At 55.6% G+C, this 12,590-nt stretch carries 11 protein-coding genes and 1 pseudogene; 11 read left to right on the top strand and 1 reads right to left on the bottom strand.

Features of this window, described 5'->3' with window-relative positions; translation table 11 throughout:
- Positions 1–38 precede the first annotated feature (38 nt).
- The 3 genes from dnaJ (at position 39) to nhaR (ending at position 3,490) form a co-directional block, all read left to right on the top strand.
- Positions 39–1,184: a molecular chaperone DnaJ gene (gene dnaJ / locus CWR52_RS08800; RefSeq protein ID WP_008502040.1), complete on the top strand. Its 1,146-nt coding sequence runs from the start codon at positions 39–41 to the stop codon at positions 1,182–1,184.
- A gap of 172 nt (positions 1,185–1,356) precedes the next feature.
- Positions 1,357–2,532 (top strand): Na+/H+ antiporter NhaA, encoded by a 1,176-nt coding sequence (gene nhaA, locus CWR52_RS08795; RefSeq protein ID WP_104949422.1) that lies wholly within the window; start codon positions 1,357–1,359, stop codon positions 2,530–2,532.
- 58 nt (positions 2,533–2,590) lie between these two features.
- The gene (nhaR, locus tag CWR52_RS08790) at positions 2,591–3,490 is read left to right on the top strand and encodes a transcriptional activator NhaR (RefSeq protein WP_032660752.1); all 900 of its coding nucleotides are present in this window, start codon (positions 2,591–2,593) and stop codon (positions 3,488–3,490) included.
- 59 nt (positions 3,491–3,549) lie between these two features.
- Here nhaR and rpsT read toward each other — a convergent pair whose 3' ends face one another.
- Positions 3,550–3,813: a 30S ribosomal protein S20 gene (gene rpsT, locus CWR52_RS08785; protein ID WP_003856458.1), complete on the bottom strand. Its 264-nt coding sequence runs from the start codon at positions 3,811–3,813 to the stop codon at positions 3,550–3,552.
- Positions 3,814–3,928: 115 nt separating this feature from the next.
- On the opposite strand from rpsT, the pseudogene CWR52_RS23415 reads away from it, so the two are divergent.
- The 8 genes and pseudogenes from CWR52_RS23415 to carA all read left to right on the top strand — a co-directional run.
- Positions 3,929–4,135 (top strand): annotated as a pseudogene (locus CWR52_RS23415) (DUF2575 domain-containing protein); the annotation flags it as partial.
- A 7-nt stretch (positions 4,136–4,142) separates the two neighbouring features.
- The gene (ribF, locus tag CWR52_RS08770; RefSeq protein ID WP_104949421.1) at positions 4,143–5,069 is read left to right on the top strand and encodes a bifunctional riboflavin kinase/FAD synthetase; all 927 of its coding nucleotides are present in this window, start codon (positions 4,143–4,145) and stop codon (positions 5,067–5,069) included.
- A gap of 45 nt (positions 5,070–5,114) precedes the next feature.
- Complete coding sequence (gene ileS / locus CWR52_RS08765; protein ID WP_104949420.1) at positions 5,115–7,931, top strand: isoleucine--tRNA ligase; 2,817 nt, start codon at positions 5,115–5,117, stop codon at positions 7,929–7,931.
- The gene (gene lspA, locus CWR52_RS08760) at positions 7,931–8,431 is read left to right on the top strand and encodes a signal peptidase II (protein ID WP_008502034.1); all 501 of its coding nucleotides are present in this window, start codon (positions 7,931–7,933) and stop codon (positions 8,429–8,431) included. The genes ileS and lspA overlap by 1 nt, the downstream gene beginning before the upstream one ends.
- Before the next feature lie 117 nt (positions 8,432–8,548).
- On the top strand, positions 8,549–8,998 hold the full coding sequence (gene fkpB / locus CWR52_RS08755) for an FKBP-type peptidyl-prolyl cis-trans isomerase (RefSeq protein WP_003856450.1): 450 nt from the start codon (positions 8,549–8,551) through the stop codon (positions 8,996–8,998).
- Between the two features lies 1 nt (position 8,999).
- Positions 9,000–9,950, top strand: coding sequence for a 4-hydroxy-3-methylbut-2-enyl diphosphate reductase (gene ispH, locus CWR52_RS08750; protein WP_104949419.1), 951 nt, complete (start codon positions 9,000–9,002; stop codon positions 9,948–9,950).
- A gap of 205 nt (positions 9,951–10,155) precedes the next feature.
- A complete protein-coding gene (dapB, locus tag CWR52_RS08745) occupies positions 10,156–10,977 on the top strand; it encodes a 4-hydroxy-tetrahydrodipicolinate reductase (RefSeq protein ID WP_045907766.1) in 822 nt (273 codons plus the stop codon).
- A 454-nt stretch (positions 10,978–11,431) separates the two neighbouring features.
- Positions 11,432–12,580: a glutamine-hydrolyzing carbamoyl-phosphate synthase small subunit gene (gene carA, locus CWR52_RS08740; RefSeq protein WP_104949418.1), complete on the top strand. Its 1,149-nt coding sequence runs from the start codon at positions 11,432–11,434 to the stop codon at positions 12,578–12,580.
- The last annotated feature ends 10 nt before the right edge of the window (positions 12,581–12,590 follow it).

The following is a 12,590-nucleotide window of genomic DNA, read 5'->3' as shown; positions in this document are numbered from 1 at the left end:
ACGCCCGTGCTCGCATGTTAAGGGGCTTAAAAAAACCAATGGCAAAGCAAGACTATTACGAGATTTTAGGCGTTCCGAAAACTGCGGAAGAGCGTGAAATCAAAAAGGCGTATAAGCGCCTGGCCATGAAATTCCACCCGGACCGTAATCAGGGTGACAAAGAGGCTGAAGCCAAATTTAAAGAGATCAAAGAAGCCTACGAAGTCCTGACCGATGCACAAAAACGTGCGGCCTATGACCAGTACGGTCACGCAGCCTTTGAACAGGGCGGCATGGGCGGCGGTGGATTCGGTGGCGGCGGCTTTGGCGGCGGCGCTGACTTCAGCGATATCTTTGGCGATGTGTTTGGCGACATCTTCGGCGGCGGTCGTGGTCGTCAGCGCGCGGCGCGCGGCGCGGATCTGCGCTACAACATGGATCTGACGCTGGAAGAGGCCGTTCGCGGCGTCACCAAAGAGATCCGTATTCCGACGCTGGAAGAGTGTGACGTCTGCCACGGCAGCGGTGCGAAAGCGGGTACGCAGCCGCAGACCTGTCCAACCTGTCACGGCTCCGGCCAGGTGCAGATGCGTCAGGGCTTCTTCGCGGTACAGCAGGCCTGTCCGCACTGTCACGGTCGCGGTACGCTGATTAAAGATCCGTGCACCAAGTGCCACGGTCACGGTCGCGTTGAGAAAACCAAGACCCTGTCCGTTAAGATCCCAGCTGGCGTCGATACGGGTGACCGCATCCGTCTGGCGGGCGAAGGTGAAGCAGGCGAACACGGCGCACCAGCAGGCGATCTGTACGTTCAGGTGCAGGTGAAGCAGCACGCGATTTTCGAGCGTGAAGGGAACAACCTGTACTGTGAAGTGCCGATCAACTTCGCGATGGCGGCACTCGGTGGCGAAATTGAAGTACCGACGCTGGATGGTCGCGTCAATCTGAAGATCCCGGGCGAGACCCAGACCGGTAAGCTGTTCCGCATGCGCGGTAAAGGCGTTAAATCCGTTCGTGGTGGTGCGCAGGGCGACCTGCTTTGCCGTGTTGTCGTGGAAACGCCGGTTGGCCTGAATGACAAGCAGAAACAGCTGCTGAAAGAGCTGCAGGAAAGCTTTGGTGGCCCGACGGGTGAGAAAAACAGCCCGCGTTCCAAAAGCTTCTTCGATGGCGTCAAAAAATTCTTCGATGATTTGACCCGCTAATCGATCAGCTGGTTTTCATCCGCAAAAGCCCGGAAGCGATTCCGGGCTTTTTCTTTTTGTCGGTATTGCTCGGTTAAACTGAATCTATACTCAATATTAATCTGTTTTTGCCGAGTTATCTGGCTTGGTATTATGGTTTTATCGAGGTATTGTTGTAAAAGAGAGAACTAAAGTGAAATTACTACACCGTTTCTTTAGCAGTGAGGCATCCGGCGGCGTGATCCTGATTATGGCTGCTGCGGCCGCGATGGTACTGGCCAACGTCGGAATGACCCGCGATCTGTATCATGCTTTTCTGGAAACTCCCGTTGAACTGAAGGTCGGGGCGCTGGAAATCAACAAGAACATGCTGCTGTGGATCAACGATGCGCTGATGGCGGTGTTCTTCCTGCTTGTGGGGCTTGAGGTTAAGCGTGAGCTGGTGCTGGGTTCGCTTGCCAGCCGCCAGCGTGCGGCGTTCCCGGTCATTGCTGCGCTCGGCGGGATGGTGGTGCCGGCGCTGCTCTTTCTGGCGTTCACCTGGCAGGATCCGATCGCACGTCATGGCTGGGCGATCCCGGCTGCGACGGATATCGCTTTTGCGCTCGGGGTGCTGGCCTTGCTGGGAAGCCGCGTGCCGGTAGCCCTGAAAATCTTCCTGATGGCGCTGGCGATTATTGATGACCTTGGCGCCATTGTGATTATCGCGCTGTTCTACACCAGCGATCTGTCGATCCTGTCCCTGAGCGTGGCTGCCGGGGCGATTGCGGTGCTGGCGCTGCTGAACATCTTTAATGTGCGCCGCATCGGTATCTACATCCTCGTGGGGATGGTGCTGTGGACGGCGGTGCTGAAATCAGGCGTGCATGCCACGCTGGCTGGGGTGATCGTCGGCTTCTTCGTGCCGCTGAAGCCGCAGGACGGCAAGTCGCCTGCCAAACAGCTGGAGCATGTGCTGCACCCGTGGGTCGCCTTTATGATCCTGCCGCTGTTTGCGTTTGCCAACGCGGGCGTTTCCCTCGGCGGGGTGACGCTGGACGGGCTAACGTCCGTGCTGCCGCTGGGCATTGTTGCCGGGCTGTTTATCGGTAAGCCGCTGGGTATTAGTCTCTTCTGCTGGTTGGCGACGAAACTGAAGCTGGCGTCATTGCCGCACGGCACCACGTTTAAGCAGATTATGGCCGTCGGCGTGCTGTGTGGTATCGGGTTTACGATGTCGATCTTTATCTCGACGCTGGCGTTTGGCGCGCATGCGCCTGAGCTGATCGTCTGGGCGAAACTCGGCATTCTTATCGGGTCATTACTGGCCGCGGTAATCGGTTATACCTTGCTGAAGGTAAAATTGTCCGGACAGGCCGTCCAGGCATAACGGAACACCGGGAGGAGGCGATCCTTCTCCCGATACACACTCAGGGAGAGAAGACGCGATGTCTCATTTGAATTACAACCATCTTTATTATTTCTGGCACGTCTATAAACAGGGATCGGTGGTCGGGGCGGCAGAGGCGCTCTACCTGACGCCGCAAACCATCACCGGGCAAATTAAGGCGCTGGAAGAGCGTTTGCAGGGCAAGCTGTTCAAGCGTAAGGGGCGTGGGATTGAACCCAGCGAACTGGGTGAACTGGTTTTCCGCTACGCGGACAAGATGTTCACCCTGAGCCAGGAGATGCTGGATATCGTCAACTACCGCAAAGAGTCGAACCTGCTCTTTGATGTTGGCGTGGCGGATGCGCTGTCCAAACGGCTGGTGAGCGGCGTGCTGGACGCGGCGGTGGTTGAAGATGAACAAATTCATCTTCGCTGCTTTGAATCCACTCACGAGATGCTGCTGGAACAGCTAAGCCAGCATAAGCTGGACATGATTATCTCGGACTGCCCGATTGACTCCACGCAGCAGGAAGGGCTGTTCTCGGTGAAGATTGGGGAATGCGGCGTGAGCTTCTGGTGCATTAATCCGCCGCCGGAGAAACCCTTCCCGGCCTGCCTGGAAGAGCGTCGCCTGCTGGTGCCGGGAAGACGTTCCATGCTCGGACGCAAGCTGCTGAACTGGTTTAATTCCCAGGGGCTGAAGGTGGAAATCCTCGGTGAGTTCGACGATGCGGCGCTGATGAAAGCCTTTGGTGAAGCGCATAACGCCATCTTTGTTGCGCCGACGCTCTACGCGCACGATCTCTATTCGGATGACAAGATTACGGAGATAGGCAGAGTGGATAACGTGATGGAGGAGTATCACGCCATATTTGCCGAAAGAATGATTCAGCACCCCGCGGTACAGCGAATCTGTAACCGTGACTACTCGGCGCTGTTTACGCCACCGGCAATCTGAAGACATAAAAAAACCCGCGTTAAGCGGGTTCTTTTAAAACAAGCAACAACAAGCGGCGATTAAGCCAGTTTGTTGATCTGCGCGGTCAGGTTTGCTTTATGACGCGCTGCTTTGTTTTTGTGGATCAGACCTTTAGCAGCCTGACGATCCACGATTGGTTGCATTTCGTTAAATGCGTTCTGCGCAGCAGCTTTGTCGCCAGCTTCGATAGCTGCGTATACTTTCTTGATGAAGGTACGCATCATAGAGCGACGGCTTGCGTTGTGCTTACGAGCCTTCTCAGACTGTACGGCACGTTTCTTAGCTGATTTGATATTAGCCAAGGTCCAACTCCCAAATATGATCTATGTGGACAATTCAAAGGCCGAGGAATATGCCCTCTATACCTTCTTTTGTCAATGGATTTGTGCAAATAAGCGCCGTTAATGTGGCGACGCTACGTTACGTAGTGATGGCGCAGGATTCTACCAGCTTGTTGTTCGTGAATACAGCTTTTCGGCATAAAAATCGCAGTTCGCGAGCAGATTTTTTCGCTGCGAAAGGTCAGCCTGATGAAATCATTACGGCTTTCTGTTTTGCACGAACAATCGCCGGTTAACCTTAACCGCTGTACAAGGTATACTTTGGCGATTTTCACTGTTTTGAGCCAGACATGAAGCTGATACGCGGCATACATAATCTCAGCAGAGCCCCGCACGGGTGCGTGCTGACCATTGGTAATTTCGACGGCGTGCATCGTGGTCATCAGGCGCTGTTGCAGGGATTGCGTAAAGAAGGGGAGGCCCGCGGTCTGCCCGTTGTAGTGATGATTTTCGAACCGCAGCCGCTGGAGCTGTTTGCGGGCGATAAATCTCCCGCCCGTCTCACTCGTCTGCGCGAGAAGTTGCGCTACCTGGCAGAGTCCGGTGTGGACTACGTATTGTGCGTACGTTTCGATCGCCGCTTTGCCGCGCTGACAGCACAAAATTTCGTCAGCGACCTGCTGGTTAAGCGTCTTGGCGTGCAGTTTCTTGCCGTGGGTGATGATTTCCGCTTTGGCGCTGGTCGTCAGGGCGATTTCTTGCTATTACAGAAGGCTGGTCTGGAGTACGGTTTTGACGTCACCAGCGCGATGACCTTTTGTGAAGGCGGCGTGCGCGTCAGCAGCACGGCAGTGCGGCAGGCGCTGGCCAACGATGAACTGGATACGGCAGAAACCCTGCTGGGGCATCCGTTCACCATCTCTGGTCGCGTGGTTCATGGCGATGCGCTGGGCCGCACGATAGGTTTCCCGACGGCGAATATACCGCTGCGTCGTCAGGTTTCCCCGGTTAAAGGGGTCTATGCGGTGGAAGTAGCAGGACTGGGCGAAAAGCCGTTCTACGGCGTCGCCAATATTGGCACACGTCCGACCGTTGCCGGTGTGCGTCAACAGCTTGAAGTCCACCTGCTGGACGTTGTAATGGACCTGTATGGTCGCCATATAGATGTAATACTGCGTAAAAAAATACGCAATGAGCAGCGATTTGGTTCGCTGGATGAACTCAAAGCGCAAATTGCGCGAGATGAATTGACGGCCCGCGAGTTTTTTGGGCTTTAGAACCGGCTTAACTGCCTACGTGATAAATACGGAACCGAGAATCTGATGAGTGACTATAAATCAACCCTGAATTTGCCGGAAACAGGGTTCCCGATGCGCGGCGATCTCGCCAAGCGTGAACCGGGAATGCTGGCGCGTTGGACCGATGATGACCTGTACGGCATCATTCGTGCAGCCAAAAAAGGCAAAAAAACCTTCATTCTGCATGATGGCCCTCCCTATGCGAATGGCAGCATTCATATTGGTCACTCGGTTAACAAGATTCTGAAAGACATTATCGTGAAGTCCAAAGGACTCGCGGGATATGACTCGCCTTACGTTCCGGGCTGGGACTGCCACGGTCTGCCAATCGAGCTGAAAGTCGAGCAAGAGTTCGGCAAGCCAGGTGAGAAGTTCACCGCCGCCGAGTTCCGTGCGAAGTGCCGCGAATACGCAGCCACCCAGGTTGACGGTCAGCGCGCTGACTTCATCCGTCTGGGCGTGCTGGGCGACTGGTCGCATCCGTACCTGACCATGGACTTCAAAACCGAAGCCAACATCATCCGTGCGCTGGGCAAAATCATCGGTAACGGCCACCTGCACAAAGGCGCGAAGCCGGTGCACTGGTGCGTGGACTGCCGTTCTGCGCTGGCAGAAGCGGAAGTGGAGTATTACGACAAAACCTCTCCGTCTATCGACGTGGCCTTCCATGCGGTGGATCAGGATGCGGTAAAAGCCAAATTTGGCGTCGCCTCGGTAAACGGCCCGATCTCGCTGGTGATCTGGACCACCACCCCGTGGACCCTGCCAGCCAACCGTGCGATCTCCCTGTCCGGTGAGTTCGAATACGCGCTGGTGCAGATTGACGGTCAGGCGGTTATCCTGGCGAAAGATCTGGTTGAGAGCGTGCTGAAGCGCGCGCATATCACTGACTACACCGTGCTGGGCACCGTGAAAGGTGACGCCCTGGAGCTGATGCGCTTCAAACACCCGTTCCTGGACTTCGATGTTCCGGCGATCCTCGGCGACCACGTGACGCTGGACGCGGGTACCGGTGCGGTACATACCGCCGGTGGCCACGGTCCTGACGACTACAACATCAGCCTGAAGTACGGTCTGGAAATCGCTAACCCGGTTGGCCCGGACGGTTCTTACCTGCCTGGCACCTACCCGGCGCTGGACGGCATCAACGTCTTCAAAGCGAACGACATCATCGTCGACATGCTGCGCACCAGTGGCGCGCTGCTGCACGTTGAAAAAATGCAGCACAGCTATCCGTGCTGCTGGCGTCATAAGACCCCGATCATCTTCCGTGCGACCCCGCAGTGGTTCGTGAGCATGGATCAGAAGGGCCTGCGTGAGCAGTCTCTGAAAGAGATCAAAGGCGTGCAGTGGATCCCGGACTGGGGTCAGGCGCGTATCGAATCCATGGTGGCTAACCGTCCTGACTGGTGTATCTCCCGTCAGCGTACCTGGGGCGTACCGATGTCGCTGTTCGTGCATAAAGAGACGCAGGAGCTGCACCCGAATACCCTGGAACTGATGGAAGAAGTGGCGAAGCGCGTCGAAGTTGACGGCATCCAGGCGTGGTGGGATCTCGACGCCCGCGACATCCTGGGCGCTGATGCGGATAATTACGAGAAAGTGCCGGATACCCTGGACGTGTGGTTCGATTCCGGGTCTACCCACTCCTCCGTGGTTGACGTGCGTCCGGAGTTTGCCGGTCACGCTGCCGACATGTATCTGGAAGGGTCTGACCAACACCGCGGCTGGTTCATGTCATCTCTGATGATCTCTACCGCCATGAAGGGTAAAGCGCCTTACCGTCAGGTACTGACTCACGGCTTCACCGTGGATGGTCAGGGCCGTAAGATGTCCAAATCTATCGGTAACACCGTTTCTCCGCAGGACGTGATGAACAAGCTGGGCGCAGACATTCTGCGTCTGTGGGTGGCGTCGACCGACTACACCGGCGAAATGGCGGTGTCTGACGAGATCCTGAAACGCGCTGCCGACAGCTATCGTCGTATCCGTAACACCGCGCGCTTCCTGCTGGCGAACCTGAACGGGTTCGATCCGGCAAAAGACATGGTGAAACCGGAAGAGATGGTCGTTCTGGACCGCTGGGCGGTAGGCTGCGCGAAAGCGGCGCAGGAAGATATCCTGAAGGCCTACGAGTCTTATGACTTCCACGAAGTGGTGCAGCGCCTGATGCGCTTCTGCTCCATTGAGATGGGCTCGTTCTACCTCGACATCATCAAAGATCGCCAGTACACCGCGAAAGCGGACAGCGTGGCGCGTCGTAGCTGCCAGACCGCACTGTTCCATATCGCAGAAGCGCTGGTACGCTGGATGGCGCCGATCATGTCCTTCACCGCGGATGAAATCTGGGGTTACCTGCCAGGCGACCGTGAGAAGTATGTCTTCACCGGCGAGTGGTACGAAGGTCTGTTCGATCTCTCCAGCACCGAAGCGATGAACGATGCCTTCTGGGACGAGCTGCTGAAAGTACGTGGCGAAGTGAACAAGGTTATCGAGCAGGCGCGTGCTGATAAGAAAGTCGGCGGCTCTCTGGAAGCGGCAGTGACCCTGTACGCGGAGCCAGAGCTGGCGGCGAAGCTGACGGCGCTGGGCGATGAATTACGATTTGTCCTGTTGACCTCCGGTGCGAAAGTTGCGGATTATGCCGAGGCTTCTGCTGATGCTCAGCAGAGCGAACTGCTCAAAGGACTGAAGGTCGCGCTGAGCAAAGCCGACGGTGAGAAATGCCCGCGCTGCTGGCATTACACCACCGATGTCGGTCAGGTGGCGGAACACGCAGACATCTGCGGACGCTGTGTAAGCAACGTCGCCGGTGACGGCGAAAAACGTAAGTTTGCCTGATGAGTAAAACTCTCTGTTCAACAGGACTGCGCTGGCTGTGGCTGGTTGTGGTGGTGCTGATTATTGATCTGGGCAGCAAGTTCCTGATCCTCCAGAATTTTGCTCTGGGGGAGACGGTCCCGCTGTTCCCGTCGCTTAACCTGCACTACGCGCGCAACTACGGTGCGGCGTTCAGTTTCCTTGCTGACAGCGGTGGCTGGCAGCGCTGGTTCTTTGCGGGTATCGCTCTCGGTATCTGCGTGATCCTGGCGGTGCTGATGTACCGCTCGAAGGCAACGCAAAAGCTGAATAACATCGCCTACGCGCTGATCATTGGCGGCGCGCTGGGCAACCTGTTTGATCGCCTGTGGCACGGCTTTGTGGTCGATATGATCGACTTCTACGTCGGCGACTGGCACTTCGCGACCTTTAACCTCGCTGATAGCGCCATTTGCATCGGTGCGGCGTTAATCGTGCTGGAAGGCTTCTTGCCTAAACCCGCTGCGAAAGAGCAGGCGTAAGCATCAATGCCGGGTGGCGCTACGCTTACCCGGCCTACAGAATTTGTGGCTTCCCGTAGGCCCGGTAAGCGTAGCGCCACCGGGCAACAGGTGACCCAAAACAAGCGAGCAATTTGCATGTCTAAATCCGTACAGAGCAACAGCGCGGTTCTCGTTCACTTCACGCTGAAGCTGGATGATGGCTCCACGGCCGAATCCACCCGCAATAACGGCAAACCGGCCCTGTTTCGTCTTGGCGATACCTCCCTGTCTGAAGGTCTTGAGCAGCAGCTTCTGGGCCTGAAAGAGGGCGAGAAAAAAGCCTTTTCGCTGGAGCCGGATGCGGCATTTGGCGTGCCAAGCCCGGACCTGATCCAGTATTTCTCGCGCCGCGAGTTTATGGACGCAGGTGAACCGGAAATCGGCGCGATTATGCTCTTTACCGCTATGGACGGCAGCGAAATGCCTGGCGTGATCCGCGAAATCAACGGCGACTCGATTACCGTTGACTTCAACCATCCGCTTGCCGGGCGTACCGTTCATTTTGATGTTGAAGTGCTGGAAATCGATCCGGCACTGGAGGCCTGAAATGCAGATCCTGTTGGCTAACCCGCGCGGCTTCTGCGCCGGTGTAGACCGCGCTATCAGCATTGTTGAAAACGCGCTGGAGATTTACGGCGCGCCGATTTATGTACGTCACGAAGTGGTGCATAACCGCTACGTGGTCGACAGCCTGCGCGAACGTGGTGCCATCTTTATCGAGCAGATCAGCGAAGTGCCGGACGGTGCGATCCTGATCTTCTCCGCACACGGCGTCTCTCAGGCGGTCCGTAACGAAGCCAAAAGCCGCGATCTGACCGTCTTCGATGCCACCTGCCCATTGGTGACCAAGGTGCATATGGAAGTGGCGCGCGCCAGCCGTCGTGGTGAAGAGTCGATTCTGATTGGCCATGCCGGTCATCCGGAAGTTGAAGGCACCATGGGCCAGTACAGCAACCCTGAAGGGGGAATGTACCTGGTGGAGTCGCCTGAAGATGTCTTCACGCTGAACGTGAAAAACGAAGCGCGTCTGTCGTTTATGACCCAGACGACGCTCTCCGTAGACGATACCTCAGACGTGATTGACGCCCTGCGTCAGCGCTTCCCGAAAATCGTCGGGCCGCGCAAGGACGACATCTGCTACGCCACCACCAATCGTCAGGAAGCAGTGCGCGCGCTGGCTGAAAAGGCGGACGTGGTGCTGGTGGTCGGCTCTAAGAACTCCTCCAACTCTAACCGTCTGGCTGAACTGGCACAGCGAATGGGGAAGGCGGCGTTCCTGATCGACGATGCTACGGATATTCAGGAAGCGTGGGTTAAAGACGCGGCCTGTGTAGGCGTGACGGCCGGGGCATCCGCGCCCGATATTCTGGTACAAAACGTCATTTCCCGTTTGCAGGAGCTGGGCGGCGGCGAAGCGGTGCCGCTGGAAGGACGCGAAGAGAACATTGTTTTCGAAGTGCCGAAAGAGCTGAGAATCGACGCCCGCGAAGTCGAATAGTCCCTTTTCTGATGAAAGGCCAGCACCTCCTGTGCTGGCCTTTTTTTTACCCGTTACTTTATCGTGACGACAAAATCATGTCTTTTACTGATATTTAAGTCGGTTTCACGTTAAATTCTAATTATCGGTGTTTTCAGTTGGCAGTGCTCAGAAAGGCTGGTTAATCTGAAAACGGTTTACATCATTTTAACGTAAGAGAATAACTATGCATGATGCACAGATCCGTGTCGCCATTGCGGGCGCGGGTGGACGTATGGGCCGTCAGCTTATTCAGGCGGCACTTCAGATGGATGGCGTAGCACTTGGCGCGGCGCTGGAGCGTGACGGTTCATCACTTCTCGGGACCGACGCTGGCGAGCTGGCGGGCGCGGGAAAGACCGGCGTAACAGTACAAAGCAGCCTGGACGCGGTTAAAGATGACTTCGATGTGTTCATCGATTTTACCCGTCCTGAAGGGACGCTCACGCATCTGGCGTTTTGCCGTCAGCACGGCAAGGGGATGGTGATCGGCACTACCGGTTTTGACGATGCGGGCAAGCAGGCTATCCAGGATGCATCCAAAGAGATTGCGATTGTCTTCGCCGCAAACTTTAGCGTGGGCGTTAACGTCATGCTGAAGCTGCTGGAGAAGGCGGCGAAGGTGATGGGCAACTACACCGATATTGAGATTGTCGAAGCTCACCACCGCTATAAGGTTGATGCGCCATCAGGCACGGCGCTGGCAATGGGCGAAGCGATTGCTCATGCACTTGATAAAGATTTAAAAGACTGCGCGGTCTATGCCCGCGAAGGCCACACCGGGGAGCGCGTGCCGGGTACCATTGGCTTCGCAACCGTGCGGGCGGGTGACATCGTCGGCGAACATACCGCGATGTTCGCCGATATTGGCGAGCGCGTCGAAATTACGCATAAAGCGTCCAGCCGAATGACGTTTGCCAATGGTGCCGTTCGGTCCGCCTTGTGGCTGAAAGAGAAGAAAAATGGTCTTTTTGATATGAGAGATGTGCTTGATCTCAACAATTTGTAAGCATTATTACCCATCGTGATGTGGTTATTGCAGTCGTAATTATTTGATTGCATAGGGCAATAATTTATTGCCCTTTTATTTTATCTATTTCGTGATTGTTTTGTTCATTTAGCCTTGAAAGTATGGCTATTCCCCTTGTTTATCGTTACTGAAATGTAAATTTTGACCATTTGGTCCACTTTTTGATGCTGTGCCGACGAATTTTTCATTAAACCCGGCGCGCAAGCGTTTTCCGCAGTGATTTACCTGATCTTTTTGTCGCTTAAGCTTCACTCACCTCGTCAGATACGCAAAAGACTAAACAAAATATCGGTTTTAAGTTGACTTTTACCCACCAAATCTCCAGAATGCCGCCGTTTGCCAAAAATCCGCTGGCAACACATTTGCATTGATCCATGACATGGTTATGAATTAATATGCAAATAAAGTGAGTGAATATTCTCTGGAGGGTGTTTTGATTAAGTCAGCGCTATTGGTTCTGGAAGACGGAACCCAGTTTATCGGTCGGGCCATAGGGGCAACGGGTTCGGCGGTTGGGGAAGTCGTTTTCAATACTTCAATGACCGGTTATCAAGAAATCCTCACTGATCCTTCCTATTCTCGCCAAATCGTTACTCTTACTTATCCTCATATCGGCAATGTCGGCACCAATGCGGCTGACGAAGAATCCTCTCAGGTACATGCGCAGGGCCTGGTCATTCGTGACCTGCCGCTGATTGCCAGCAACTTCCGCAATACCGAAGACCTCTCTTCTTACCTGAAGCGCCATAACATCGTGGCGATTGCCGATATCGATACCCGTAAGTTAACGCGTCTGCTGCGCGAGAAGGGTGCACAGAACGGCTGCATCATCGCGGGTGATAACCTCGATGCGACGCTGGCGCTGGAAAAAGCGAAAGCCTTCCCGGGCCTGAACGGCATGGACCTGGCGAAAGAAGTGACTACCGCAGAAGCCTACAGCTGGACTCAGGGTAGCTGGCGGCTTTCAGGCGACCTGCCGGAAGCGAAAAAAGAGAGCGAGTTGCCGTTCCACGTGGTGGCCTACGATTTCGGCGCCAAGCGCAACATCCTGCGCATGCTGGTTGACCGCGGTTGCCGCCTGACGGTGGTGCCGGCACAAACGTCTGCTGAAGACGTACTGAAGATGAATCCGGACGGTATTTTCCTGTCCAATGGCCCTGGCGACCCGGCGCCATGCGATTACGCCATCGCTGCCATCAAGTCCTTCCTGGAAACCGACATCCCGGTATTCGGCATCTGCCTCGGCCATCAGCTGCTGGCGCTGGCGAGCGGTGCGAACACCGTCAAGATGAAGTTCGGCCACCACGGTGGTAACCACCCGGTGAAAGATATCGATAACAACACGGTGATGATCACCGCGCAGAACCACGGCTTTGCCGTCGATGAGGCCTCAATGCCGGCTAACCTGCGCGTGACCCATAAGTCGCTGTTCGATGGCACCCTGCAGGGGATTCATCGCACCGATAAGCCAGCGTTCAGCTTCCAGGGACACCCGGAAGCCAGCCCGGGCCCACACGACGCCGCGCCGCTGTTCGATCACTTCATCGAACTTATCGAGCAATACCGTAAGACCGCTAAATAATCAGGAGCCG

The sequence above is a fragment of the Enterobacter sp. SGAir0187 genome, from assembly GCF_002952735.2.
GTDB classification, from domain to species: Bacteria; Pseudomonadota; Gammaproteobacteria; order Enterobacterales; family Enterobacteriaceae; genus Enterobacter; species Enterobacter quasiroggenkampii.
Note: the sequence above shows the minus strand (reverse complement) of the source record. Positions and strands in the feature narration are given on the sequence as shown.

Coding starts and splice junctions, on each gene's coding strand:
- dnaJ (WP_008502040.1), top strand. CDS start 39: ATGGCAAAGCAAGACTATTACGAGATTTTAGGCGTTCCGAAAACTGCG.
- nhaR (WP_032660752.1), top strand. CDS start 2,591: ATGTCTCATTTGAATTACAACCATCTTTATTATTTCTGGCACGTCTAT.
- ribF (WP_104949421.1), top strand. CDS start 4,143: ATGAAGCTGATACGCGGCATACATAATCTCAGCAGAGCCCCGCACGGG.
- ileS (WP_104949420.1), top strand. CDS start 5,115: ATGAGTGACTATAAATCAACCCTGAATTTGCCGGAAACAGGGTTCCCG.
- lspA (WP_008502034.1), top strand. CDS start 7,931: ATGAGTAAAACTCTCTGTTCAACAGGACTGCGCTGGCTGTGGCTGGTT.
- fkpB (WP_003856450.1), top strand. CDS start 8,549: ATGTCTAAATCCGTACAGAGCAACAGCGCGGTTCTCGTTCACTTCACG.
- ispH (WP_104949419.1), top strand. CDS start 9,000: ATGCAGATCCTGTTGGCTAACCCGCGCGGCTTCTGCGCCGGTGTAGAC.
- dapB (WP_045907766.1), top strand. CDS start 10,156: ATGCATGATGCACAGATCCGTGTCGCCATTGCGGGCGCGGGTGGACGT.